Annotated in this window: 17 protein-coding genes and 1 pseudogene; 13 read left to right on the top strand and 5 right to left on the bottom strand. The window is 70.6% G+C overall.

Annotated elements, in window-relative coordinates; all coding sequences use genetic code 11:
- Positions 1-38 precede the first annotated feature (38 nt).
- Positions 39-659, top strand: a complete 621-nt coding sequence (locus CJ022_RS10935; RefSeq protein WP_101926702.1) for an alpha-ketoglutarate-dependent dioxygenase AlkB — start codon at positions 39-41, stop codon at positions 657-659.
- A 48-nt stretch (positions 660-707) separates the two neighbouring features.
- Here the strand turns inward: CJ022_RS10935 and CJ022_RS10930 are convergent, their stop codons facing one another.
- Positions 708-3260, bottom strand: coding sequence for a penicillin acylase family protein (locus CJ022_RS10930; protein ID WP_101926663.1), 2553 nt, complete (start codon positions 3258-3260; stop codon positions 708-710).
- Positions 3261-3386: 126 nt separating this feature from the next.
- Entirely contained in the window at positions 3387-4745 is a 1359-nt protein-coding gene (locus tag CJ022_RS10925) for an Hsp70 family protein (protein WP_101926662.1), read from the bottom strand.
- A gap of 218 nt (positions 4746-4963) precedes the next feature.
- Here CJ022_RS10925 and bfr point away from each other — a divergent pair, with 218 nt between their 5' ends.
- From bfr to CJ022_RS10910, 3 genes are all read left to right on the top strand, one after another.
- The gene (gene bfr, locus CJ022_RS10920; RefSeq protein ID WP_101926661.1) at positions 4964-5461 is read left to right on the top strand and encodes a bacterioferritin; all 498 of its coding nucleotides are present in this window, start codon (positions 4964-4966) and stop codon (positions 5459-5461) included.
- Between the two features lie 128 nt (positions 5462-5589).
- Positions 5590-7497, top strand: a complete 1908-nt coding sequence (locus CJ022_RS10915) for an ATP-binding cassette domain-containing protein (protein WP_101926660.1) — start codon at positions 5590-5592, stop codon at positions 7495-7497.
- A 37-nt stretch (positions 7498-7534) separates the two neighbouring features.
- The gene (locus CJ022_RS10910) at positions 7535-8887 is read left to right on the top strand and encodes an aminodeoxychorismate synthase component I (protein ID WP_101926659.1); all 1353 of its coding nucleotides are present in this window, start codon (positions 7535-7537) and stop codon (positions 8885-8887) included.
- A gap of 214 nt (positions 8888-9101) precedes the next feature.
- Here CJ022_RS10910 and CJ022_RS10905 read toward each other — a convergent pair whose 3' ends face one another.
- Entirely contained in the window at positions 9102-9425 is a 324-nt protein-coding gene (locus tag CJ022_RS10905) for a hypothetical protein (protein ID WP_101926658.1), read from the bottom strand.
- A 178-nt stretch (positions 9426-9603) separates the two neighbouring features.
- Between CJ022_RS10905 and mltG the strand changes: the two genes are divergently transcribed.
- From mltG to CJ022_RS10885, 4 genes and pseudogenes are all read left to right on the top strand, one after another.
- A complete protein-coding gene (gene mltG / locus CJ022_RS10900) occupies positions 9604-10776 on the top strand; it encodes an endolytic transglycosylase MltG (protein WP_101926657.1) in 1173 nt (390 codons plus the stop codon).
- The gene (gene tmk / locus CJ022_RS10895; RefSeq protein ID WP_101926656.1) at positions 10773-11411 is read left to right on the top strand and encodes a dTMP kinase; all 639 of its coding nucleotides are present in this window, start codon (positions 10773-10775) and stop codon (positions 11409-11411) included. Before mltG ends, tmk begins: the two co-directional genes overlap by 4 nt.
- Positions 11408-12308 (top strand): annotated as a pseudogene (locus tag CJ022_RS10890) (DNA polymerase III subunit delta'). Before tmk ends, CJ022_RS10890 begins: the two are co-directional and overlap by 4 nt.
- A 22-nt stretch (positions 12309-12330) precedes the next feature.
- Positions 12331-12690, top strand: a complete 360-nt coding sequence (locus CJ022_RS10885) for a PilZ domain-containing protein (RefSeq protein ID WP_101926655.1) — start codon at positions 12331-12333, stop codon at positions 12688-12690.
- Positions 12691-13198: 508 nt separating this feature from the next.
- Here CJ022_RS10885 and CJ022_RS10880 read toward each other — a convergent pair.
- Positions 13199-13462, bottom strand: coding sequence for a hypothetical protein (locus tag CJ022_RS10880; RefSeq protein WP_143703938.1), 264 nt, complete (start codon positions 13460-13462; stop codon positions 13199-13201).
- 90 nt (positions 13463-13552) lie between these two features.
- Here CJ022_RS10880 and CJ022_RS10875 point away from each other — a divergent pair, with 90 nt between their 5' ends.
- Positions 13553-14143, top strand: a complete 591-nt coding sequence (locus CJ022_RS10875; RefSeq protein ID WP_101926653.1) for a TetR/AcrR family transcriptional regulator — start codon at positions 13553-13555, stop codon at positions 14141-14143.
- 374 nt (positions 14144-14517) lie between these two features.
- Here CJ022_RS10875 and CJ022_RS10870 read toward each other — a convergent pair whose 3' ends face one another.
- Complete coding sequence (locus CJ022_RS10870; RefSeq protein ID WP_101926652.1) at positions 14518-16557, bottom strand: 3-hydroxyacyl-CoA dehydrogenase NAD-binding domain-containing protein; 2040 nt, start codon at positions 16555-16557, stop codon at positions 14518-14520.
- 286 nt (positions 16558-16843) lie between these two features.
- On the opposite strand from CJ022_RS10870, the gene rpoE reads away from it, so the two are divergent.
- The 4 genes from rpoE to lepA all read left to right on the top strand — a co-directional run bounded on the left by rpoE (position 16844) and on the right by lepA (position 22038).
- Complete coding sequence (gene rpoE, locus CJ022_RS10865; RefSeq protein ID WP_101926651.1) at positions 16844-17473, top strand: RNA polymerase sigma factor RpoE; 630 nt, start codon at positions 16844-16846, stop codon at positions 17471-17473.
- Positions 17470-18459 (top strand): sigma-E factor negative regulatory protein, encoded by a 990-nt coding sequence (locus CJ022_RS10860; protein WP_101926650.1) that lies wholly within the window; start codon positions 17470-17472, stop codon positions 18457-18459. The genes rpoE and CJ022_RS10860 overlap by 4 nt, the downstream gene beginning before the upstream one ends.
- A 92-nt stretch (positions 18460-18551) precedes the next feature.
- Entirely contained in the window at positions 18552-20093 is a 1542-nt protein-coding gene (locus CJ022_RS10855; protein ID WP_199171511.1) for a DegQ family serine endoprotease, read from the top strand.
- 151 nt (positions 20094-20244) lie between these two features.
- Complete coding sequence (lepA, locus tag CJ022_RS10850) at positions 20245-22038, top strand: translation elongation factor 4 (RefSeq protein ID WP_199171509.1); 1794 nt, start codon at positions 20245-20247, stop codon at positions 22036-22038.
- Position 22039 lies beyond the last annotated feature (1 nt).

Genomic DNA, 22039 nt, shown 5'->3' with positions numbered 1-22039 from the left:
CGGCTGGTGATCGTCGGCCGCACCCCAATCTGATGGGCATGGACCTGTTCTCCGGCGACGACCCGCTGCCTCTGATCGACGACGCCGAAGGCGGCGTCCGCTACTGGCCGGCGGCGGTCGATGCGGCGACCGCGTCGGACTGGTTCGACACGCTGCGCGACCGGGTGGGCTGGACCACGTTGCGGCGGCCGATGTACGACCGCATGGTCGACGTGCCGCGCCTGCTGGCGGACTGGCCACTGGCGGCATTGCCGGCGGACCTGCCGCTGGCGGCGATGTGGGCATTGGCGCGGAACCTGGCGCCGGCGCCCTACAACCACGTCGGCCTGAATTTCTATCGCGACGGGCGCGACAGCGTCGCCATGCATCACGACACCCTGCGCACCCTGGCGCCGGGGCATCCCATCGCGCTGTTGTCGCTGGGTGCGCCGCGGCGCATGCGCATCCGCGCGACGGCGGGCGCCGCGCCGCCGGTCGCGGTGGACCTGGCGCCCGGCAGCGTGCTGGTGATGAGCCACGCGTCGCAGCGCACCCATCTGCACGGCATCGCCAAGACCGCGCGTCCGGTCGGGCCCCGCATCAGCGTCGTGTTCCGGGTGCGGCCTGCCCGTTACGACGCGGGCGATGACGCGGCGTCAGGCGGGGCGCCCGCGCCCTGATCGCACGCGGACGCGTCCGGTCCGCGCCGGAGACGGGGGGCCGTCGCGTCAGCGGGGCACCGGTTGCAACTCGAGGCGGTAGCGGGTCGGCTGCGGCAGGAAGGGCGACGCGCGACCCGCGGCCCAGTCGGCATGGCCGGCGCCCCAGAACGGCGACAGCGGATGACCGCTTTGTCCGCCCGGCATGTGGGCGATGCCGTCGGCCTCGTGACCCGGGGCGACGACCATGCGCTGCGACGCGCCGAAGTCCGCGCCCTGCACGCGCGGGACCAGGCCGTCGCCGGGCAGCGGTTCGGCCGGCATGCACAGGGCGCGCGGGCCGAGTACGGGAATCGCACCGGCCAGCGGATGGCAGATCGCGGCGGTGTTGCGTTCGCCCCAGGTCCTCTCCGACAGCGGGCCGTGCGCACCGAGTTCGTCGCGGATCTCGACCGCGGCATCCTCGAACAGCGCGAGCCAGCCGTCACCGGTGTCGACGCAGGCGCCGGGCGCGGATGCCGGCGTGCAGGCGAAGCGGCGCGGCAGCAGATGCGCGGGGCGCTGCGCGACCAGCGGCCAGGCGACGCCTTCGAAGTTCGGCAGGTCCGGGAGTTCGGCCGCGTCGCCCGGCGACGTCTGCGCGGGCGCGGTCAGACCGGCGACCAAGCGCGCGTGCACGGCGAGCCGCCAGGCCCGCACCAGCCGGTAGCCGACGGACGCGGTGTCGGCATGGCCGCTCCAGTCCGCCGAGGCGTCGGCGAGTTCCCGCAGGGCCGGGGCGCTGGCGTCGTCCGCCTGCGCGGCGGTCTCGCGCAGCAGCGTCCACCAGCGGGTCAGCAGCACCGCGCGATCGTCGAGCTGGATCGCCAGCAGGTCCTGCTCGTCGAAGCGCTCGCGCGCGAACAGTCCGTCGCGGATCTGCCGGGCGCGCATGCCGAGCGCCGCGCCACCATCACCGATGCGGGCGAATTCGGCGCCGTCGACGACGCGGCTGTTCGCTGTCCACAGCCGGTCCGCGGTCGGCGAGCGCAGCAGCGGGCTGCGATCGGAGGCGATACGCCACGGGGCGCAGACGGTGGCGTCGTCGGCCTCGGTGACGGATGCCGCGTCGGTGGGCGGGCGCGAGATCGTGTGCCCGTCGCAGCCCGGGTCGCGGACCGGGATCGGCCCGAGCAGGCGCCACGCGATCTGGCCGGCGCGGTCGCCGATCACCAAGTTCTGGGTCGGCGTCGCGGTGCGGTCGGCGATGTCGAGCGCATCGTCGAGATCGCGGGCGTGGGCCAGCTCGGCGAGACCGAAATCCAGCGCGCCGGGCAGGTGCGCGACCCAGCGCAGCGCGAGCGCGCTGCCGTCGGGCTCGCGATGCAGGAGCGGGCCCCACGCGGTCTCGTCGACCTGCAACGTCTCCGGCTCGCCGCCGGCGACGGCGATGCGCTCGGTGTGGCGGACGATCGGCGCGCAGCCCTCGGTCGACGGCGCGTCGGGGGACTCGCACGGCGTCACGCGCTGCCAGTCAAGGTAGTCGCCGTAGCTGTTAGTGAAACCCCAGGCGACGTTCGTGTTGCTGCCGACGATGACCGCCGGCAGGCCGGGCAGGGTGAAGCCGGTGATGTCGACGCGGCCGCCCGGCGCGCGTGCATCGGGATACCGCAGCCGCGCGCGGAACCAGATGTTGGGCGCACGCAGGCCGAGGTGCATGTCGTCGGCGACGATCGCACGGCCCCCGGCGAGCCGGCCCGACACCGCGAAGTTGTTGCTGCCCGCCCTGAGATCGGTCGCAGCAGGCGAGCCGCCGTGATCTCTCTCCTGCATCGCGGGAAAGACGGGAAACGCCTGCGGCGCAGGGGATGGAGCGAGGACAGCAACCGATTCCTGCGCCTGTTCGTGCGCCCGTGGTCCCGGCGCCGCCAGCCGCCGCAGATCCACCACATCCGCTGCCGGCAGCACGGCATCGCCACGCGCGTCGCCGAACAGCGGCGCATCCCAGTCGCTGCCGTCATGCGTCAGCAGGGCGAACAGTGCAGGCGGCAGGCGCGGCTGCAGGCGATGCAGGGCGAGTTCGCGCGTGTTGCCGGCGTCCTGCAGGTCGAAATACATCGCATAGCCGGTCAGCGCGGAATCGGCGACGGTCCACGGCTGCGGCGGCTGGCGCAGCAGCAGGTACGGCCACGGCCGCGTGCGCAGCGCTTCGCGGCCGGCATTGACGCCGTCGGTATAGGCGCGCAACTGCGCCATGCGCCCGCCCGCGATCGTCGCCAGCGAATCCTCGACCCGGCTGCGCATGCGGTGCATGCGATTGCGGCGGTCGACGTCGAGCGCGCGTGCGCCGAACAGCGCCGACAGTTCGCCGGCCGGCACGCGCCGCATCAGGTCCATCTCGAAATAGCGTTCCTGCGCGTGCACGTAACCGAGTGCGCGCATCGCGTCGGTCTCGTTGTCGGCGTCGATGGTGACGATGCCCAGCGCGTCGCGCGCGATCGTCACCGGCGCCGACAGGCCGGGCAGCGCGACCGCGCCCTCGAGCTGCGGCAGGCTGCCGCGCAGCAGCCACCACGCGGCGGCGATTCCCAGCAGTCCACACACGACGATGACGGCCAGCAGCCGCCAGATCCACTTGCGCATTCCAGGCCCCCTGCCGCGGCGTCTGCCCGGCTGGCGGCGATTATTCCACGGGCGCTCGCGCGCAGATGCCGCGCGACGTGGGGACTACCCCGGGCTGTGACGCGTGGCGCATCGCAGCCCGCGTGTTCAGTTGCGCGCGTGTTCGGCGAGACCCGAGACCACGCCGAGCGACGGATCGCCGAGCACCACCCGGGCATCGGGGAACCGCGCGCGCGCGGCCGCCTGCACATAGGGCGCGCCGGACATGCCGCCGGTGAGGAACAGGCTGTCGGGCGGGGCCGGGAGGTCCCCGCGGACCTCGTCGAGCAGGGCGCCGATGTGGTCGAGAAAGCGCGCGCTCGCGGTTTCGAGGTCCGCGCGGGTCGCATCGACGCGCAGGTCGGGCGCGATGTAGTCGAGCACGTGCCCGGCGGTGTCGTGGCCGCTGAGCCGGACCTTCATGCCTTCGACGCCGCGATACAGGCGCGTCGTGCCGCCGTCGTCCTGCAGCGCCTGCAGGCGCGCACCGAACGGCGCCTCGACCTCGCGGAAGTCGCGTTTCTGGAAATCGCGCTGGCGCGGCATGTCCTGCACCGTCGCCGCCTCGACGTAATGGTGGACCGGCGTGCGCGTGATGCCCTTGCCGAACAGCGGCATGAAGCGGGCCAGGCTCAGCGCGAGGTCGACATCGGTCCCGCCGTTGGGCACGCCCCAGGCGCGATGCACGCGCGGCGCGGCGTCGCCGCCGATCTCGGCCAGCGCGATGTCGGTGGTGCCGCCGCCGATGTCGACGACCAGGGTCGTGTGACGCTGCGGGCTGATGGCGTGGTGGTGCAGCGCGGCCGCGGCCGGTTCCTCGAGGAAGGTGATCGCATCGAAGCCGGCGATGTCCGCCGCTTCGCGCAGGATCGACAGCGCCTGGTCGCCGCCCGCGTCGCCCATCGAACTGCGGAAGCGCACCGGTCGGCCCAGCGTGGCCTCGCGCACCGGCGTTCCGAGCTGCTGGCTGGCGGTCAGGCGGATGTGCTCGAGGATGTGCGCGGCGATGCCGGTGATCGTCTGGCGCGCGCGCGGGTGCAGGTTGAAGCCGAGCATGGATTTCGGCGACTGCACCAGGTTGCCGGTGCCTTCCTCGAGATAGCGCTCGATCGCCTCTTCGCCGAACACCGCGTCCTGCAGGTCCGCGACCGAGGTCTCGGCGGTGCGCGTCTGCTGCTCCAGCCACTGGCGGCGGACGATGCGCACGGCATCGGCGCGCAGCAGCGACTCGGCGCGCGGCGCGACGCCGGCGCGGGTCTGCTCGCTCTTCATCGTCCGCACCAGGTCGGCGACCTCGCCTTCCATCGCCGTCGTCAGCTGGAAGTCCGAGGGATCGGGCAGCGTGGTCGGGAAGAACACCGCGGTGCGGAACTGCGACTGTCCACCGAAGCGGATGTGTTCCAGCCGGTCGCCGATCCGGGCGGCCGCGGCCGAATAGCTGGTGCCGAAGTCGATGCCGATTTTCATGGGGCCGGGGCGTGACGTGGGGCCGGCGAGTCTACGCGTCCCGGGCGGCCGCCGCAGGCGCATCCGGCTGCGGTGGACGGTCGGCATCACCGGCATCGCGGGGGATGCGAGGCGACAGGTGCGCGGCTTGCGAATGCGAAATGCATCTATTCGCATCCGATCACGTCCCGGCGCGACTCGGCATACTGCGCGCACTCCACGTTGTCGCGAGCGCATCCATGAAAGGCCATCCCGAAGTCATCGACTACCTCAAGGACCTGCTGCGGGGCGAGCTCGCCGCGCGCGACCAGTATTTCGTGCACTCGCGCCGCTACGAGGACCTGGGCCTGCATGTGCTCTACGCGCGCATCAACCACGAGATGGAAGAAGAGACCCAGCACGCCGATGCGCTGCTGCGGCGGATCCTGTTCCTCGAAGGCGATCCGGACATGCGTCCGCACGCGTTCGAACCCGGCCACACGGTCGAGGAGATGCTGCGCAAGGACCTCGATCTCGAATACCTGGTCCGCGAGAACCTGGCCAAGGGCATCGCCCTGTGCGAGCGCCACGAGGACTTCGTCAGCCGCCAGGTGCTGCTGACCCAGCTGGCCGACACCGAGGAAGACCATACCTACTGGCTGGAGAAGCAGCTGCGCCTGATCCGGATGATCGGCCTGCAGAACTACCAGCAGAGCCGCATGGGCGAGGCCGAAGGCACCCACGCCGGCGTTGGTTGAACGGCCTGCCGCCCCGACGCCGCGGAACGCGGTCTGTCGGGCAAGCGGAGGCATGCAAGGACGGCCGCCGATGCGGCCGTTTCCGTGTCCGGCCCGCGCGCGACCGCGCCAGCGGCTAAACTGCGCGCATGCCTCTGATGACTTTGAATGGCGTCGATTACGGCGTCGGTGGACCCCTGCTGCTGCAACAGGTGGAATTTTCGATCGAACGCGGCGAGCGCGTGGCGCTGATCGGGCGCAACGGCGCCGGCAAGTCGACGCTGATGCGCCTGCTGGCCGGCGAGGTCAAGGCCGACGACGGCGACATCCGGCGCGAGCAGGGCGTGCGCATCGCGCGGCTCGAGCAGGAAGTGCCGGCCGGCGCCCAGGGCAGCGTGTTCGACGTCGTGGCCGATGGCCTGGGCGAAGCCGGCGCCGCGCTGGCCGAGTACCACCGCCTGCTGCACGCCGAGGAAATCGACGGCGACGCGCTCGGCGAGGTGCAGACGCGGATCGAGGCGATGGACGCCTGGCGCATCGACCAGCGCGTGACCGAGGTGCTCGAGCGACTGCAGCTCGACGGCGACGCCGCGTTCTCCGCATTGTCGGGCGGCATGAAGCGCCGCGTGCTGCTGGCGCGCGCGGTCGTGTCGGCGCCGGACATCCTGCTGCTGGACGAGCCGACCAACCATCTCGACATCGCCGCGATCGACTGGCTCGAAGGCTTCCTCAAGCAGTGGTCGGGCGCGCTGATCTTCGTCACCCATGACCGCCGCTTCCTGCGCGCGCTGGCGACCCGGATCGTCGAGATCGACCGTGGCCAGCTGACCAGCTGGCCGGGCGACTGGGCCAACTACGTGCGTCGCCGCGAGGAACGGCTGCATGCCGAGGCGCAGGAACAGCAGCGCTTCGACAAGATGCTGGCGCAGGAAGAGGTCTGGATCCGCCAGGGCATCAAGGCGCGGCGCACCCGCGACGAAGGCCGCGTGCGGCGGCTCAAGGCGATGCGCCTGGAGCGTGGCCAGCGCCGCGACCTGACCGGCAACGTGCGCATGGCCGCGGCCCAGGCGGGCGCCTCCGGCAAGAAGGTCGTCGAGATGCAGGACGTGTCGTTCCGCTTCGGCGAGCGGAAGCTGATCGAGGCGTTCTCGACGACCATCTTCCGTGGCGACCGGGTCGGCCTGATCGGCGCCAACGGTACCGGCAAGACCACGCTGCTGAAGCTGCTGCTCGGCGAACTGCAGCCGCAGGTCGGCGAGGTCAAGACCGGCACCCAGTTGCAGATCGCCTACTTCGACCAGTACCGCGCGACGCTGCGCGAGGACTGGAACGCGCTGGAGAACGTCGCCGAGGGCCAGGATTTCGTCGAGATCAACGGCAAGCGCAAGCACGTCATCGGCTACCTGCAGGATTTCCTGTTCACGCCGGAACGCGCGCGCGCGCCGATCACGCGGCTGTCGGGCGGCGAGCGCAACCGCCTGCTGCTGGCCAAGCTGTTCGCCCAGCCCTCGAACCTGCTGGTCATGGACGAACCGACCAACGACCTCGATGTCGAGACGCTGGAGCTGCTGGAGAAACTGCTCGACGAATATCCCGGCACGCTGCTGTTGGTCAGCCACGATCGCGACTTCCTCGACAACGTCGTGACCTCGACGCTGGTCATGGAAGGCGACGGCCACGTCGGCGAGTACATCGGCGGCTACGAGGACTGGCTGCGCCAGCGCGCCCAGTCCGGCAGCGCCTTGCCGACCGGCACGACCACCCTGCAGCGCACGGCGCCTGCCGAGGCCGCGCCAGCGCAGGTCGCCGCCGTACCCGCGCCGACGCCGGCCGCGCCGAAGCGCAAGCTCAGCTACAAGGACCAGCGCGAGCTGGACCAGCTGCCGGCGCTGATCGACACGCTGGAAACCCGCATCGCGGCGATGACGGCCGAAATGCACGCAGCGACGTTCTACCAGCGCGACCCCGCCGCGATCGCCGAGCACGGCGCGACGCTGCAGCAGACCCAGGACGCGCTGGATGTCGCGTTCCTGCGCTGGACCGAACTCGACGGCTGATTCCCGACCACAGCACCTTCCCGCCAGGCCGATTCCCGTGCTGATCACCCACGCGCTGCCCGCCGACACCGACCTGCTGGCCCTGCATCGCCTCGCGCCGGCGCGTTACCCGATGCTGCTGCAGTCGGTCGCGCACGGCACCGCGCATGCGCGCTGGGACCTGCTGCTGGCGACCGATGGCGGGCGGCTGCAGCTCGGCGAAGACGGGGTGACGCGGGATGCGTCCGGTGCCCCTGTCGACGGCGACTTCCTGGCCGCGCTCGACAGCATCTGGCAGGCGGCGCGCTGCGAGCGCGAAGCGCCGCGCTGGCCGTTCCGTGGGGGCTGGGCGCTGTTTCTCGGTTACGAGCTCGCGCGTCAGGTCGAGCCGGTGCTGCGGCTGCCGGATGCGCCCGGCGCGTTGCCGGTCGCGGTCGCCTACCGCTGTCCCGCGGCAATCCTGCGCGACCACGCGACCGGCGAGTGCGTTGCGATCGCCGAATCTGCGCAGACCTCGATGCTCGCGGTGCTCGAGGCCGACGCGCAGCGCGCAGCGGGTGCGTCGGTGCCTGCGTGGCAGCCGCCCGCGGCGATCGACGAGGACCCGGATGCCGCGTTCCTTGACGGGGTGCGGCGGGTGCTCGACTACCTCGCGGCCGGCGATGTCTTCCAGGCGAACCTGTCGCGCGGCTGGCGCGCGCGCTTCGACGCGCCGCTCGATGCGACGGCGCTGTACGCACGCCTGCGCGAGCACAATCCGGCGCCGTTCGCCGGCCTGTTTTCAGGCGAGGGCTGGGCGGTGGCGAGCGCGTCGCCCGAGCGGCTGGTGTCGATCCGGGGCGATGTCGTCGAAACACGCCCCATCGCCGGCACGCGTGCGCGTTTCCACGGCGACGACGATGCCGCGCGCATCGGCGAACTCGTCGGCCATCCCAAGGAACGCGCCGAGCACGTGATGCTGGTCGACCTGGAACGCAACGACCTCGGCCGCGTCTGCGTGCCGGGCAGCGTCGAGGTCGACGAGCTGATGTGCGTGGAGAGTTATGCGCACGTGCACCACATCGTCAGCAACGTGCGCGGCCGGCTGCGCGCCGGCGCGACGCCGGGCGAGGTGATCGCGGCGGTGTTCCCGGGCGGCACGATCACCGGCTGCCCCAAGGTGCGCTGCATGCAGATCATCGCCGAGCTCGAAGGCGCGGGGCGGGGTGCCTACACCGGTGCGATGGGCTGGCTGAACCGCGACGGCGATCTCGACCTCAACATCCTGATCCGCAGCGCCGAGGTCGAAGGCCACGAGGCGCGTTTTCGCACCGGCGCCGGCATCGTCGCCGACTCCGATCCGCAGCGCGAACTCGACGAGACCCGGGCCAAGGCGCGCGGCACCCTGCGGGCGCTGGGGCGCGCGGACTGACTGTCCGCGGTGGCGCCGGCACGACGTCGCGTCGGCGGTCAGCAGCTGCGGACATCCGGGCGCAGGATGCGCACCCGCGTCGGAATGGCGCGTCCCCGGTCTCGGGATCGGATCATTCCGCTCGGGCTCGGCACCTGGCTTCCGCCACCGTGCGTTGCGCGTCGCCGCCGGGCTGGGGTGCTCGTCCTGCCTGCCGCAGGCACCGGAGGCGATGTCACGGCGGATCCAACGGCGCGACGGGGCCGGCAACGCCTGCGGGCTCGGTTTTGAGGCCGTTCTCGTAGCTGCCGCCGCTGCCCGAGTACAGCAGCCAGACCGGGCGTTCGCGACGCAACAGGTCGAGCGCATGGGGAAAGTCGTCGAGGTGGTAATGCAGCGACGGCGTCGTGCCCTGGAGCGCATCCTCGGGCAGGACGGCGCCGTTCGGGTGGAACACCAGTTGCCCGATGCCGCCGGTATCGCCCTGCAGCCAGATACGCGGGGGAAACCGGTTGGCCGAGTACATCACCTGGTAACCGGTGATCCGGGTCTGCTGCATGGGGCGCTCCTCGAGGCGATGTCCGTGGCTGGAATCAACGCCGGACCGCGCGGGCAGCGGCCAGCGCGACGCGTTCCGACGCCGTTCGCAGCGCGCCGTGGCGCCGGGATCGCACCGCCTTCGGGTCGCCACGGTATCCTGACGCCCCGCTCGCAGACCCGACCCGGCATCGCCGCCCATGACCGACCCCGCACCACGCCGCCACGGCCTCGGCCGGATCCTCGGCCTGATCTTCGTCGTCGCGTTGCTGCTGGCCGGCGCGGCCGCGTACGTGGTCTACGACCGCTACACGCGCTTTGCCGATGCACCGCTGGCGAACGTCGCCGCCGACCAGACCTTCGTCGTCGCGCGCGGGGATTCGTTCCAGCGCGTGCTCGTCCGGCTGCGTGACGCCGGCGTGGTCGAAGGCCACGCGCTGGAATGGCGCGCGCTGGCGCGACAGCTGGGCGCGGATGCCCGCATCCAGGTCGGCGAATACCCGCTGGATCCTGCGACGACGCCACGCGAGCTGCTGGTGCGCATGCGCGACGGCAAGGTGATCCACCACCGCTTCACGATCGTCGAGGGCTGGAACATCCGCGAGCTGCGCGCCGCGCTCGGCCGCGCGACACCGCTGGTGCAGACCCTGGGCGACATCGACGATGCCGCGCTGATGGCCGAGCTGGGCCACGCCGGCGTGCATCCCGAAGGGCGCTTCCTGCCCGAAACCTATCTGTACACGACCGGCGACAGCGACGTGGACCTGTTGCGGCGCGCGAACGGCGCGCTGGAAGCCGCGCTCGACGCGGCCTGGGAGGCGCGCGATCCCGACCTGCCGCTCGACGACCGCGAGGAGGCGCTGGTGCTGGCGTCGATCATCGAGAAGGAAACCGGCATCGCCAGCGAGCGGCCGGAGATCGCCGGCGTGTTCTCGCGGCGGCTCAAGCTCGGCATGCGGCTGCAGACCGACCCGACCGTGATCTACGGCATGGGCGCGGACTACGCCGGCAACATCCGCCGCAGCGACCTGCAGACCGACACGCCGTACAACACCTATACCCGCGACGGGTTGCCGCCGACGCCGATCGCGATGGCCGGCTCCGCCGCGATCCAGGCCGCGACCCATCCGGAGCCCGGCGACACCCTGTATTTCGTCGCGGTCGGTGACGGCAGCGGCCGCCATGTGTTCTCGCGCAGCTACGCCGAACACAACGTCGCCGTGCGCGACTACGTGCAGCGCTACCGCGCGCAGTTCGGCAGCGGCAATGCCGCGCGCGGCGACGCCGCCAGGGCCGCGGCCGGCGACGACGCGCCGCCGCCCAACGAGATCGAAGTGGAAGCGGCGACCAGCGAGGGAGAGGACGCGCCGTGACGACGTTGCGGACCCATCCCCGGTTCGTCTCGCTGGAAGGCGGCGAGGGCGCCGGCAAGACCACCGTGCTGCGCGCGCTGCGCGAGGCGCTTCAGGCCGATGGCAGCGAAGTGGTCAGCACGCGCGAACCGGGCGGCACGCCGCTTGCGGAGATGATCCGCGCGCTGCTGCTCGATCCCGCGCACGAACCCGCGGCGCCGGAAACCGAGCTGCTGCTGATGTTCGCCGCGCGTGCCCAGCATGTGCGCGAGACCATCCAGCCGGCGCTCGACCGCGGTGCCTGGGTCGTCAGCGACCGCTTCACCGATTCCAGCTACGCCTACCAGGGAGGTGGCCGCGGGCTCGACACCGGGTTGATCGACGTGCTGGAGCAGCGCTTCGTCGGCATCGCCCCGTCGCTGACCCTGCTGCTCGACCTCGGCGTGCAGCAGGGACGCGCGCGCACCCGCGGCCGCGACCCGATCCCCGATCGCATCGAGGCCGAGCGCGACGATTTCTTCGAGCGCGTGCGTGCCGCCTATCTGGCGCGCGCGCAGCAGGCGCCGACGCGCTTCCGCGTCCTCGACGCGACGCGCCCGGCCGAGGTCGTCGCGGCCGACGCGGTCCGCGTGCTGCGCGAGGCACGGGTCGCGTGAGCGCCGCCGGTTTCGCGCCGTGGCAGCAGCGCGTGTTCGAGCACACGCGCGGCGCGCTCGACGGCGAACGCATCGGCCATGCGCTGCTGTTCTGCGGGCCGGCGCGTCTGGGCAAGCTGGCCGTCGCGGCCGCGCTCGCGGCGCACGTGCTCGGGGCGGACCGCGATGCGCGCGTCGCCCAGCTGATCGCGGCCGGCACCCATCCCGATTACCACGTGATCTCCTTCGACCGAGATCGTCATCGACCAGATCCGCGCACTGTCGGACAAGCTGTCGCTGACGCCGCAGTACGGTCATGCGCAGGTCGCGATCCTCGATCCCGCCGATGCCGTCAACCATGCCGCCTGCAACGCCCTGCTCAAGACGCTCGAGGAGCCGCAGCCGGGCCGGCATCTGTGGCTGGTCGCGGCCAACCCGGCGCGCCTGCCCGCGACGATCCGCAGCCGCTGCCAGCGCGTCGAATTCCGCATGCCGCCGCGCGACGAGGCGCTGGCGTGGCTGATCGCGCAGGGCCATGCCGTCGCCGATGCCGACGAGGCGCTCGACGCCGCGAAGGGCCATCCGGGTCTCGCCGCCGACTGGCTCGCCGATGGCGGCATGCAGTTGCGCCGCGACGTGCAGAAGGATCTCGCCGGACTGGCGAAGGGCGCGCTGCCGGTCGTCGCGACAGCCCAGCGCTGGGCGGGCGACGAGAACGCCGCGCTGCGGTTGCGGCATGCCGCGGACCTGGCGCTGGCGCGGGCCAGCGGCTTGACCGATCCGGCCGGAATCGGGAAGCTGGCCGCGTGGTTCGATGCAGCCAACCGCACCCGGGACCTGCTGCGCACCACGGTGCGCGCGGACCTCGCGATCGCCGAACTGCTGCTGGACTGGCGTGCCTTGTGGGCGCGCACCTAATTCGAATGCAGGAAACCGATCGATGAGTGCAACCGGAGCTGGCGCGCGACAGGGCATCCTGTCACTGGCCGTCAAGGACAAGACGGCGCTGTACAACGCCTACATGTCGTACCTCAAGCAGGGCGGCATCTTCGTGCCGACACCGAAGCGGTATTTCCTCGGCGACGAGGTCTTCCTGCTGCTGACCCTGCCCGAATCCAGCGACCGCCTGCCGACCGCCGGCAAGGTGGTCTGGGTCACGCCCGCGGGCGCCCAGGGCAACCGCACAGCCGGCGTCGGCGTGCAGTTCGCCGACACGCCGGAAGGCGAAGCCGTGAAGGGGCGCATCGAGACCCTGCTGGCGGGCTCGCTGACGTCGGAGAAAGCGACGCACACGATGTGAGCGCGTGCCGGATGCGTCCGGCATCGCGTGTCATGCGTAGGCGCAGCGGCGGCACATTGAACGGCCGGAATTCCTGCGATCAGGGTCCAGCGACGAAGCGCCGGGCAATGTTCGCTGGCCGTTCTCCAGGCTCGGGCGATTCGTTGCGGCTCCACCCTGACGCTGGCTGCGCGTCGAGGCCGGTGCCTCACCGCTGACCCCGGTCGTGGACCGGACGATCAGGCGTGCTGCGGTCCCGGTGTCCAGAAATCGCGAGACTCCGCGCGCGGCCCACGCCATTGCATTCCGGTACCGAGAGACCGCACGGCGCATCGTTCTGCAGCGCCGGAAGACGTAAGCGGAGCGGGGCGTGATGTCGGACCGCCCGCGCGCGCCTGGGTGGACCGGCGCCGTAGCCATTCGCCGCGCGAAGGCGTCACGCGTCTCTGGGGACCGCAGTGTGCTGCTCGGTGTCCCCCGGCGACGGCTGATCGCCTCGAAGCGGGAGATCGACGACGTCCCGCGCGCGTCAGCGCGCCGCGTCCTCGACCATCGCGCGGAGTGCGGGATGCGCGATGCGCACGATGTCGAACAGGCCTGCCGCGCGCAGGAAACGCGCGCGTTGCAGCACCTCGTCCTCGTAACGGCGACGCAGGACTTCATCGTCCTCTTCCTCGATCGCGCAGCGCGCCAGTTCGACGAACTCCTCGATCCACGCCATCGCGGCATATCCATCCGGCGCGGACGCAGGCAGGCGGCGCTCGGGCGTGCGTGGGGGAGCGAGTAGCGTCATGGTCGTCACGGAAGCGTCCTGGAAGCGGTTACTGTACCGACTGGACGGTATAGTCTAGACTCTCGCGTCCGTCGTCAACCGGTTTCCGCGATGCCTCCCAGACCCCGCACCGATACGCGCGAGCGCATCCTCGATGCGGCGACCGCGGTGATGCGCCAGGTCGGCGCTGCGAATCTCACGCTCGATGCCGTCGCCGCCGAGGCCGGCATCAGCAAGGGCGGGCTGCTCTACCACTTCGCCAGCAAGGACGCGCTGCTGCGCGGCATGGTCGAGCACGGCATGGCCCAGCACGTCCGCGACCTCGAGGCCGCGCGCCTGCGCTTCGACGACACCACGGGCGGCTACCTGCAGGCTTTCGTCGAAGCGCAGATCGAAGGGCAGGCGCACAAGCGCCAGGAACCGCACACGACGCGCTCGTTCATCGCCGCCGCGGCGAATACGCCCGAATTGCTCGAGCGCCCGCGGCAGCACGCGAAGGCGCATCTGGACATCCTCCGCGGCACCGGCGCCCATTTCATCGACGCGCTGCTGCTGTCGCTGGCGATGGACGGGCTGTTCTTCAGCGAGACGTTCGAGATGCTCGAACTCGACGAGACCGAACGCCGCGCGTTGATCGATGCGTTGAAGCAGCGCGCTGCCGCGATCGCGGCGCAGCTCGACGGCGGTGCGCCGACCAGCTGAGCGGGAAGACGCGAGAACGCGCCGATCGCCGCGGGATCACGGGGATCATTCGAGTGTCGGGTGAAGCCGGCAGAACCCATCGCTGCCTGGATGAGCGGAATGCGCGTGCGGATTCTGATCGTTGCCGCGATACGCCTCTCGCATCCGTGCTGCACGTTCTGTTCGTGCCCCATAACGGGATCGTCCGGATCGAAGCAATCACCGAACGAGATGCGGTGGCGGTGGCGCGCCAGCTAGCTCCTGCACGGCGCGATGACGCCGTCCCGGAGCTGGGCACAGGGCTCGCCGACCCGGGTCGTAGCAGCAGGGCAATGCCGATTCGGTCGCGAAACCCGCTGGACGGCGTCACTGGCCGTCCGGCGTAGACGCAGGCCTCAGGCGCGCAGGACGGGCGAATCCCAGCCCGGGCGCGGTGCGAACCGGTCGCCATGGCGGGTCTGCAGCTGGCGCAGGCGCTCGAGGATCGCATCGGCGCCGGTGTCGCGGATGTACTGGATCGGGCCACCGCGGAACGGGGCGAAGCCGGTGCCGAAGATCGCGACCACGCCGTCGTGCAGCGCGGCGACGGCCTCGTTGAGCAGCGGCAGGATCAGGCGGTCCTGCAGATCCTCCGGCGCCTTGTAATCCTTCGGCAGTTCCGGCTTCTTGGCCTTGCCGTTCTCCCACGCGTACAGGCCCTGGCCGTCCTTTTTGCCGCGCTTGCCGGCCTCGGGCGGCGAGGCGAGATTCGCCGGGATGCGTAGGCCGAGGAACGGCGCAAGCTCCTGGCCGACGCCGGAGGCGACATCGAGCCCGACTGTATCGATCAGCTCGATCGGGCCCATCGGCATGCCGAAATCCGTCGCGGCCTTGTCGATCGCCTTGCCCAGAATGCCTTCCGAATACGCGCTGGCCGCTTCCAGCATGTAGGGAAACAGCAGGCGGTTGACGAGGAAGCCGGGCGTGCCGGCGACCGGCACGGGCAGCTTGTCGAGCTTGCGGCAGAACGCGGCGAGCCGCTGCGCGGTGACGTCGTCCATGCGGTCGTGATGGACGATCTCCACCAGCGGCATCGACGCGACCGGATTGAAGTAATGCAGGCCGGCGAACTGTGCCGGGCGCTGGACATGCGTGCGCAACTCGTCGAGCGGGATCGACGAGGTATTGGTGGTCAGCAGCGCGTCGGGTTTCAGCCTGGGCTCGACGCTTTCGTAGAGTCCGCGCTTGGCCTCGGCGTTCTCGACGATCGCCTCGACGACGAGATCCGCGTCGGCGATGCCGTCGCCGATCAGGTCCGAGCGCAGGCGCGCGGCGACCTCCGGACGCTTCGCCGGATCCTTGACCTTCTTCTCGAACAGCGTGGCCGCCCGTTCCTGGGCTTTGTCGATGTAGGGCTGCTCGCGATCCTGCAGCGTCACATCGAAGCCCTTGTAGGCCGACCATGCGGCGATATCGCCGCCCATGACGCCGGCACCGACGACGTGCACGCGCCGGATCGGCGCCAGCGGCGTCGCGGGCTTGCCGCCGAGCCCCTTGAGCCGCTCCATCAGGAAGTACACGCGCGTCAGATTGCGTGCGGTCGGCGTGCCGGCCAGCTTGACCACCGACTTGCGCTCGGCGGCGAGCAGGGCGCGCGGATCGCCCGATGCCCGGCGCCAGGTCTCCACTAGGGCGTAAGGCGCGGGGTAGTGCTGCTTCTTGGCTTTTCGCGCGACCTGCTTGACCAGCACCGGGGCGAGCAGTTGCCGCACCGGCCACAGGTTCGTCGCCCAGCCCATGAAGCGCTGCTGGAACGGACGCGTGGTGCCCTTGAGCGCCAGGGCGATCGCCGCATCGACGACCAGCGCCGGCTCGACCACCTTGTCGACGAGACCGATGCTGCGCGCCGCGGACGCCGACAGCGCGCGCCCGGTGAGCATCATGTCGAACGCCGCAGGCGCGCCGACGAGACGCGGCAGGCGCACGCTGCCACCCCAGCCGGGATAGATGCCGAGGTTCACTTCGGGCAGGCCGATGCGGGTCGAGGGATCGTTGCTGGCCACGCGGTAGCGGCAGGCCAGCGCAATCTCGGTACCGCCGCCCATGCAGAACCCGTGGATCGCGGCGACGGTCGGGCAGGGCAGCTCGGACAGGCGCTGGAACACGTCCTGGCCGCGCCGGATCGAATCGCCGATCGTGCCCCGCTCGTCGAAGAGCTGGAACTCGCGGATGTCGGCGCCGGCGATAAAGCCCTTGTCCTTCGCCGAGCGGATGACCACGGCCTGGGGCGGGTCGAGGGCGATGCGTTCGATCAGCGCATCGAGTTCGATCAGCACGTCCTGCGAGAACGTATTGACCGATTCGTCGGCGCGATCGAACGACAACACCAGAACGCCATCGGCACGCAGCTCGGCTTGCCAGTGGCTGAAGCGGAGCCCGTCGAGGCCTGCAAACATACGGCACCATCCGTTACGGTACGGGGAATCCGCCTATGATCCCGAGGTTGATTTGCCCGCGTCAAATCGATGCTTGAAACGACGATTTGAACGCGGACCTGGAGCCGGCGACATCGCACTGCGTGCGCGTGCCGGCACCGTGGCTTGCGGCGCAGGCGCGGCGCCCCAAGGATGGATCACGGATGCGGGGCAACATGCCATATCGCCCGTGATGGAACTTTCAGCGCAGACACCTGTCCCACCACCCGTCAGCCGATTCGGCCGGGCGACAAGGAGTACCGGCTCGATGGCCGAGGAACGCGACACCAACAGCGATACCCAGCAGCTCGACGCAGAACTGGTCAAGCGCGTGCAGGCCGGCGACACCGCGGCATTCGACCTGCTGGTGCGCAAGTACCAGCACCGCATCGCCGCCCTGATCGGGCGCTACGTGCGCGACTGGAGCGAATGCCAGGACGTGGCGCAGGAGACCTTCATCCGGGCCTACCGGGCGATCGGCAATTTCCGCGGCGACGCGCAGTTCTACACCTGGCTGCACCGGATCGCGGTCAACACCGCCAAGAACCACCTGGTGGCCCACAACCGGCGCCCGCCGACCGACGACATCGACATCGAGGACGCCGAACATTTCGACACCGGCATCCGCCTGCGCGACAGCGATACCCCGGAACGCGAACTGATGCGGCAACAGCTGGAACAAACGGTGATGCGCGCGGTCCAAGCCCTGCCCGAGGAATTGCGGGTGGCGATCAACCTGCGCGAGGTCGACGGCCTCAGCTACGACGAGATCGCCGAACGCATGGGATGCCCGATCGGCACCGTGCGCTCGCGGATCTTCCGGGCCCGCGAAGCGATCGACCGTGAACTCAGACCCTTGATGGACAACCAGACTAGTGTGGAGCGTGTGACGCGATGAGCCCTGCCGACGATATCGATGCCCTGCAGCTCGGGCCCGACCCCGACAAACTCGAACGCTACAACCGCCAGCAGCTGTCGGCGATGCTCGATGGCGAGCTGTCGCAGGACCAGGCGCGTTTCATGCGCCGGCGGCTGCAGCACGACGCGGAACTCGGCGGCTGCTTCGAGCGCTGGCAGGTCTGCGGCGACGTGTTGCGCGGACGCCAGGTCTCGCTGCTGCCGACCGATTTCGCCGATCGCGTGGCGCGCGGCATCGCCGCAGGCGACAGTGTCGCGACGGTCACCGCCGATGTCGCGCGGCGTCCGCGCCTGTTGCGCTGGGGTGGCGGCGCGGCGCTGGCCGCATCGGTCGCGCTGGTCGCGCTGTTCGTCGGACGGCCGTCCACGCCCGACGCACGCGATGGCGATGCGCCGCAACCGCTGGTCGCCGATGTCGGCGCGGTCGCGCCTGCGGTGGCGCCGGTCGGCAGCGACGTGCTGGCCGACGCCGGTGCGATCACCCAGTCCGCGCCCCTGGCGGATGCCGCGGCCCGCCTCGCGGCAGGTGCCGCGGTCGCGGTCGCCGACGTGCCGAGGCGCAACAACGGTGATCGACGCAACGTGCGCGGCCAGTCGCAGCGGGCCGCGCTGCGCGTGCAGCAGGCCCAGCAGGGCGTCGGCGCGCGGGCTGTCGCCGCGGCCGCGCCGCCGCGGCCGCAGTCCGCGTCGGCGTCTGCCGACACCACGCGCCTGGCATCGGCGGCCTCGTTCGCAGCGGCGGACTCGGCGCTGGTGTTGCCCGCGAGCGATGCCGTCGCGCGGCCGTGGCCGAAAGCGATGATGTCCGGGTTGTCGGGCGATGCGGGCTTCTCGGTCCGCTACGACACCGCGTTCCCCGCGCCGTCGTGGGCGGGCGCGGAACCGGTCGGCAGCAACCCGTTGCCCCGCTTTCCGGTGCAGGCCGACGACGCGGCGCCGCAGCGCCCCGACCGCGCGATGCCCTGAGCGGCCGCGCCATCGCGCTGGACGCGTCGCACCGCACGCGTCCGCGCGCTTTCTCCTTTCTTCCGCTTTCGAGAGTCGAACGCATGTCTTCGATGAAAAAATCCCTGCTCGCCGTTTCCCTGGTCGCGGTGCTGTCCGCGGGCACGACGGCGCTACTGTTGCCGGCCGCGACCGCGCAGTCGAACGCCCAGTCGCCGGCCGATACCGCCACGACGGTCTCCTCGACGCCGCAGGCGCCCCTGGTCACCGGCCTGCCGGACTTCACGCGACTGGTCGAGCGGGTCGGCCCCGCGGTCGTCAGCATCGAATCGACGATCGGCGCGCGGCCGTCGGCGCGCGGCCAGCAGATGCCCGATGACGAACAGATCCCGGAAATCTTCCGCCGCTTCTTCGGCCCGGGTTTCCAGTTCCCCGGCCAGCCCGGCGCGCCCGATGGCGGCGGTGGTCCGCGCGGCACGTCGATGGGCACGGGCTTCCTGATTTCCTCCGACGGCTATCTGTTGACCAACCACCACGTGGTCGAGGGTGCGGACGAGGTCACGGTACGGCTGTCGGACCGGCGCGAATTCGCCGCGACGGTCGTCGGCAGCGATCCCGAGTCGGATGTCGCGGTGCTGAAGATCGATGCGACCGGCCTGCCAATGCTGCGCATGGGCGATGCCTCGGGCGTCCAGCCCGGGCAGTGGGCGGTCGCGATCGGCTCGCCGTTCGGTCTCGACCAGTCGGTGACCGCGGGCATCGTCAGCGCGGTGCAGCGCTCCAATCCGTATGCCAACCAGCGCTACGTGCCCTTCATCCAGACCGACGTCGCGATCAATCGCGGCAATTCGGGCGGCCCGCTGCTGAACGTGGCCGGCGAGGTCATCGGCATCAATTCGCAGATCTTCAGCAATTCGGGCGGCTACATGGGCGTGAGCTTCGCGATTCCGATCGACGTCGCCTCGAACGTCGCCGAGCAGATCAAGCAGACCGGATCGGTGCAGCGCGGCCAGGTCGGCGTGATCGTCGAGCAGGTGACGCGCGAGACCGCCGACGGCTTCGGCCTGCCGGACACCCGCGGCGCGCTGGTCAACAGCGTGCAGCCGGGCAGCCCCGCCGAGAAGGCCGGCATCGAGCCCGGCGACGTGATCCGCGCCGTCGACGGCACGGCGATCAACACCTCCAGCGACCTGCCGCCGCTGGTCGGCAACAAGGCGCCGGGCACGCGCGTGACCCTGTCGGTATTCCGCGAGGGGCGCGCGCGCGACATTCCGGTGACCCTGAGCCAGCTGGAAGATCCGATGGCCAGCGCCGCGTCGCCACGGCCGTCCGACCGGACCGCGCCCACCGCGCCGCAGGCGGCCAACGTGCTGGGCATCACCGGCCGCGACCTGCAGCCGGCGCAGCGCCGCCAGTACGGCCTGTCGGACGACGAAGGCGTGCTGATCGCCAGCGTGGGTCGCGGCGCGGCCGCCAATGCCGGCATCGCGAGCGGCGACGTGATCCTGCGGGTCGGGCGCACGCCCGTGGACAGCGCCGCGGCACTGGACCGGGCCCTGCGCGATGTCGCCCCCGGCGACACCGTCATGCTGCTGGTCCGCGGCCGTGGCGGCGCGACCCAGTACCGGGCGGTGGCGGTGCCCTCGGACGACTGACCGCTCCGCCGACCCGCCCTTGCGAAGGCCCGCCCGGCGACGTGGCGGGCCTTCGCACATCCGGGTCCGGCATTCCGGCCGACCCGCTATGCGATAATCGCCCGTTACCCAGTGCCGACGGCCCGGCCGCCGATCCATGACCTCTGATTCAATGCGGCTCATCCGCAACTTCTCGATCATCGCCCACGTCGACCACGGCAAGTCGACGCTGGCCGACCGCATCATCCAGCTCTGCGGCGGCCTCCAGGCCCGCGAGATGGAGGCGCAGGTGCTCGACTCGAATCCCATCGAGCGCGAGCGCGGCATCACCATCAAGGCGCAGTCGGTCTCGCTGCCGTACACGGCGAAGGACGGGCAGACCTACCAGCTCAACTTCATCGACACGCCCGGCCACGTCGACTTCAGCTACGAGGTCAGCCGCTCGCTGGCCGCGTGCGAAGGTGCGCTGCTGGTCGTCGATGCGGCCCAGGGCGTCGAGGCGCAGTCGGTCGCCAACTGCTACACCGCGGTCGAGCAGGGGCTCGAAGTGGTGCCGGTGCTCAACAAGATCGATCTGCCCACCGCCGACATCGAGCGGGCCAAGGCCGAGATCGAGGCCGTCATCGGCATCGACGCCGAGGACGCGGTCGCGATCAGCGCCAAGACCGGGCTCAACGTCGGCGACGTGCTGGAAGCCATCGTCAAGCGCATCCCGCCGCCGGTGCCGCGCGATACCGACAAGCTACAGGCGCTGATCATCGACTCCTGGTTCGACAATTACCTCGGCGTCGTGTCGCTGGTGCGGGTGATGCAGGGCGAGATCGTGCCCGGCACCAAGCTGCTGGTGATGTCGACCGGCCGCGCGCATCTGGTCGACAAGGTCGGTGTGTTCACGCCCAAGCGCAAGGATCTCGCCAAGCTCGGCGCGGGCGAGGTCGGCTGGATCCACGCCAGCATCAAGGACGTCCACGGCGCGCCGGTCGGCGACACGCTGACGCTCGCCTCTGATCCCGCGTCCACGCCGCTGCCGGGCTTCCAGGAAATGCAGCCGCGCGTGTTCGCCGGTCTGTTCCCGGTGGACGCCGAGGACTACCCGGACCTTCGCGAAGCGCTCGACAAGCTGCGGCTCAACGATGCCGCGCTGCGGTTCGAGCCGGAGAGTTCCGAGGCGATGGGCTTCGGGTTCCGCTGCGGTTTCCTCGGCATGCTGCACATGGAGATCGTGCAGGAGCGGCTGGAGCGCGAGTACGACCTCAACCTCATCAGCACCGCGCCGACGGTGATCTACGAGGTGCTCAAGACCGACGGCGAGATCCTCACGCTCGACAACCCGGCCAAGCTGCCGGCGTCGAACCACGTCGAGGAGATCCGCGAGCCGATCATCCGCGCCAACATCCTCACGCCTCCCGATTACGTCGGCAACGTGATCACGCTGTGCGAGGAGAAGCGCGGCAGCCAGGTCGGCATCAGCTACCTCGGCTCGCAGGTGCAGATCAGCTACGAGCTGCCGATGGCCGAAGTGGTGCTCGACTTCTTCGACCGGCTGAAATCGGTGTCGCGCGGCTACGCGTCGCTCGACTACCACTTCCTGCGTTTCGATGCGGGTCCGTTCGTGCGTATCGACACGCTGATCAACGGCGACAAGGTCGATGCCCTGTCGCTGATCGTGCATCGCCAGCACGCGGATCGCCGCGGCCGCGAGCTCACCGAGAAGATGAAGGATCTGATCCCGCGGCAGCAGTTCGACGTCGCGATCCAGGCCGCGATCGGCTCGCAGGTCATCGCCCGCACGACGGTCAAGGCGATGCGCAAGAACGTGCTGGCCAAGTGCTATGGTGGCGACATCTCGCGCAAGAAGAAGCTGCTCGAGAAGCAGAAAGAAGGCAAGAAGCGCATGAAGCAGGTCGGCCGCGTGGAGATTCCGCAGGAAGCCTTCCTCGCCGTGCTGCAGGTCGACAACAAGTGAT

It is taken from the genome of Luteimonas rhizosphaerae (assembly GCF_002849595.1).
Lineage (GTDB): Bacteria > Pseudomonadota > Gammaproteobacteria > Xanthomonadales > Xanthomonadaceae > Luteimonas > Luteimonas cellulosilyticus.
Note: the sequence above shows the minus strand (reverse complement) of the source record. Positions and strands in the feature narration are given on the sequence as shown.

Bases quoted from the DNA above. Each gene is read 5' to 3' on its own strand.
- CJ022_RS10935 (WP_101926702.1), top strand. From the start codon at position 39: ATGGACCTGTTCTCCGGCGACGACCCGCTGCCTCTGATCGACGACGCC.
- CJ022_RS10930 (WP_101926663.1), bottom strand. From the start codon at position 3,260: ATGCGCAAGTGGATCTGGCGGCTGCTGGCCGTCATCGTCGTGTGTGGA.
- CJ022_RS10925 (WP_101926662.1), bottom strand. From the start codon at position 4,745: ATGAAAATCGGCATCGACTTCGGCACCAGCTATTCGGCCGCGGCCGCC.
- bfr (WP_101926661.1), top strand. From the start codon at position 4,964: ATGAAAGGCCATCCCGAAGTCATCGACTACCTCAAGGACCTGCTGCGG.
- CJ022_RS10915 (WP_101926660.1), top strand. From the start codon at position 5,590: ATGCCTCTGATGACTTTGAATGGCGTCGATTACGGCGTCGGTGGACCC.
- CJ022_RS10905 (WP_101926658.1), bottom strand. From the start codon at position 9,425: ATGCAGCAGACCCGGATCACCGGTTACCAGGTGATGTACTCGGCCAAC.
- mltG (WP_101926657.1), top strand. From the start codon at position 9,604: ATGACCGACCCCGCACCACGCCGCCACGGCCTCGGCCGGATCCTCGGC.
- CJ022_RS10885 (WP_101926655.1), top strand. From the start codon at position 12,331: ATGAGTGCAACCGGAGCTGGCGCGCGACAGGGCATCCTGTCACTGGCC.
- CJ022_RS10880 (WP_143703938.1), bottom strand. From the start codon at position 13,462: ATGACGCTACTCGCTCCCCCACGCACGCCCGAGCGCCGCCTGCCTGCG.
- CJ022_RS10875 (WP_101926653.1), top strand. From the start codon at position 13,553: ATGCCTCCCAGACCCCGCACCGATACGCGCGAGCGCATCCTCGATGCG.
- CJ022_RS10870 (WP_101926652.1), bottom strand. From the start codon at position 16,557: ATGTTTGCAGGCCTCGACGGGCTCCGCTTCAGCCACTGGCAAGCCGAG.
- rpoE (WP_101926651.1), top strand. From the start codon at position 16,844: ATGGCCGAGGAACGCGACACCAACAGCGATACCCAGCAGCTCGACGCA.
- CJ022_RS10860 (WP_101926650.1), top strand. From the start codon at position 17,470: ATGAGCCCTGCCGACGATATCGATGCCCTGCAGCTCGGGCCCGACCCC.
- CJ022_RS10855 (WP_199171511.1), top strand. From the start codon at position 18,552: ATGAAAAAATCCCTGCTCGCCGTTTCCCTGGTCGCGGTGCTGTCCGCG.
- lepA (WP_199171509.1), top strand. From the start codon at position 20,245: ATGCGGCTCATCCGCAACTTCTCGATCATCGCCCACGTCGACCACGGC.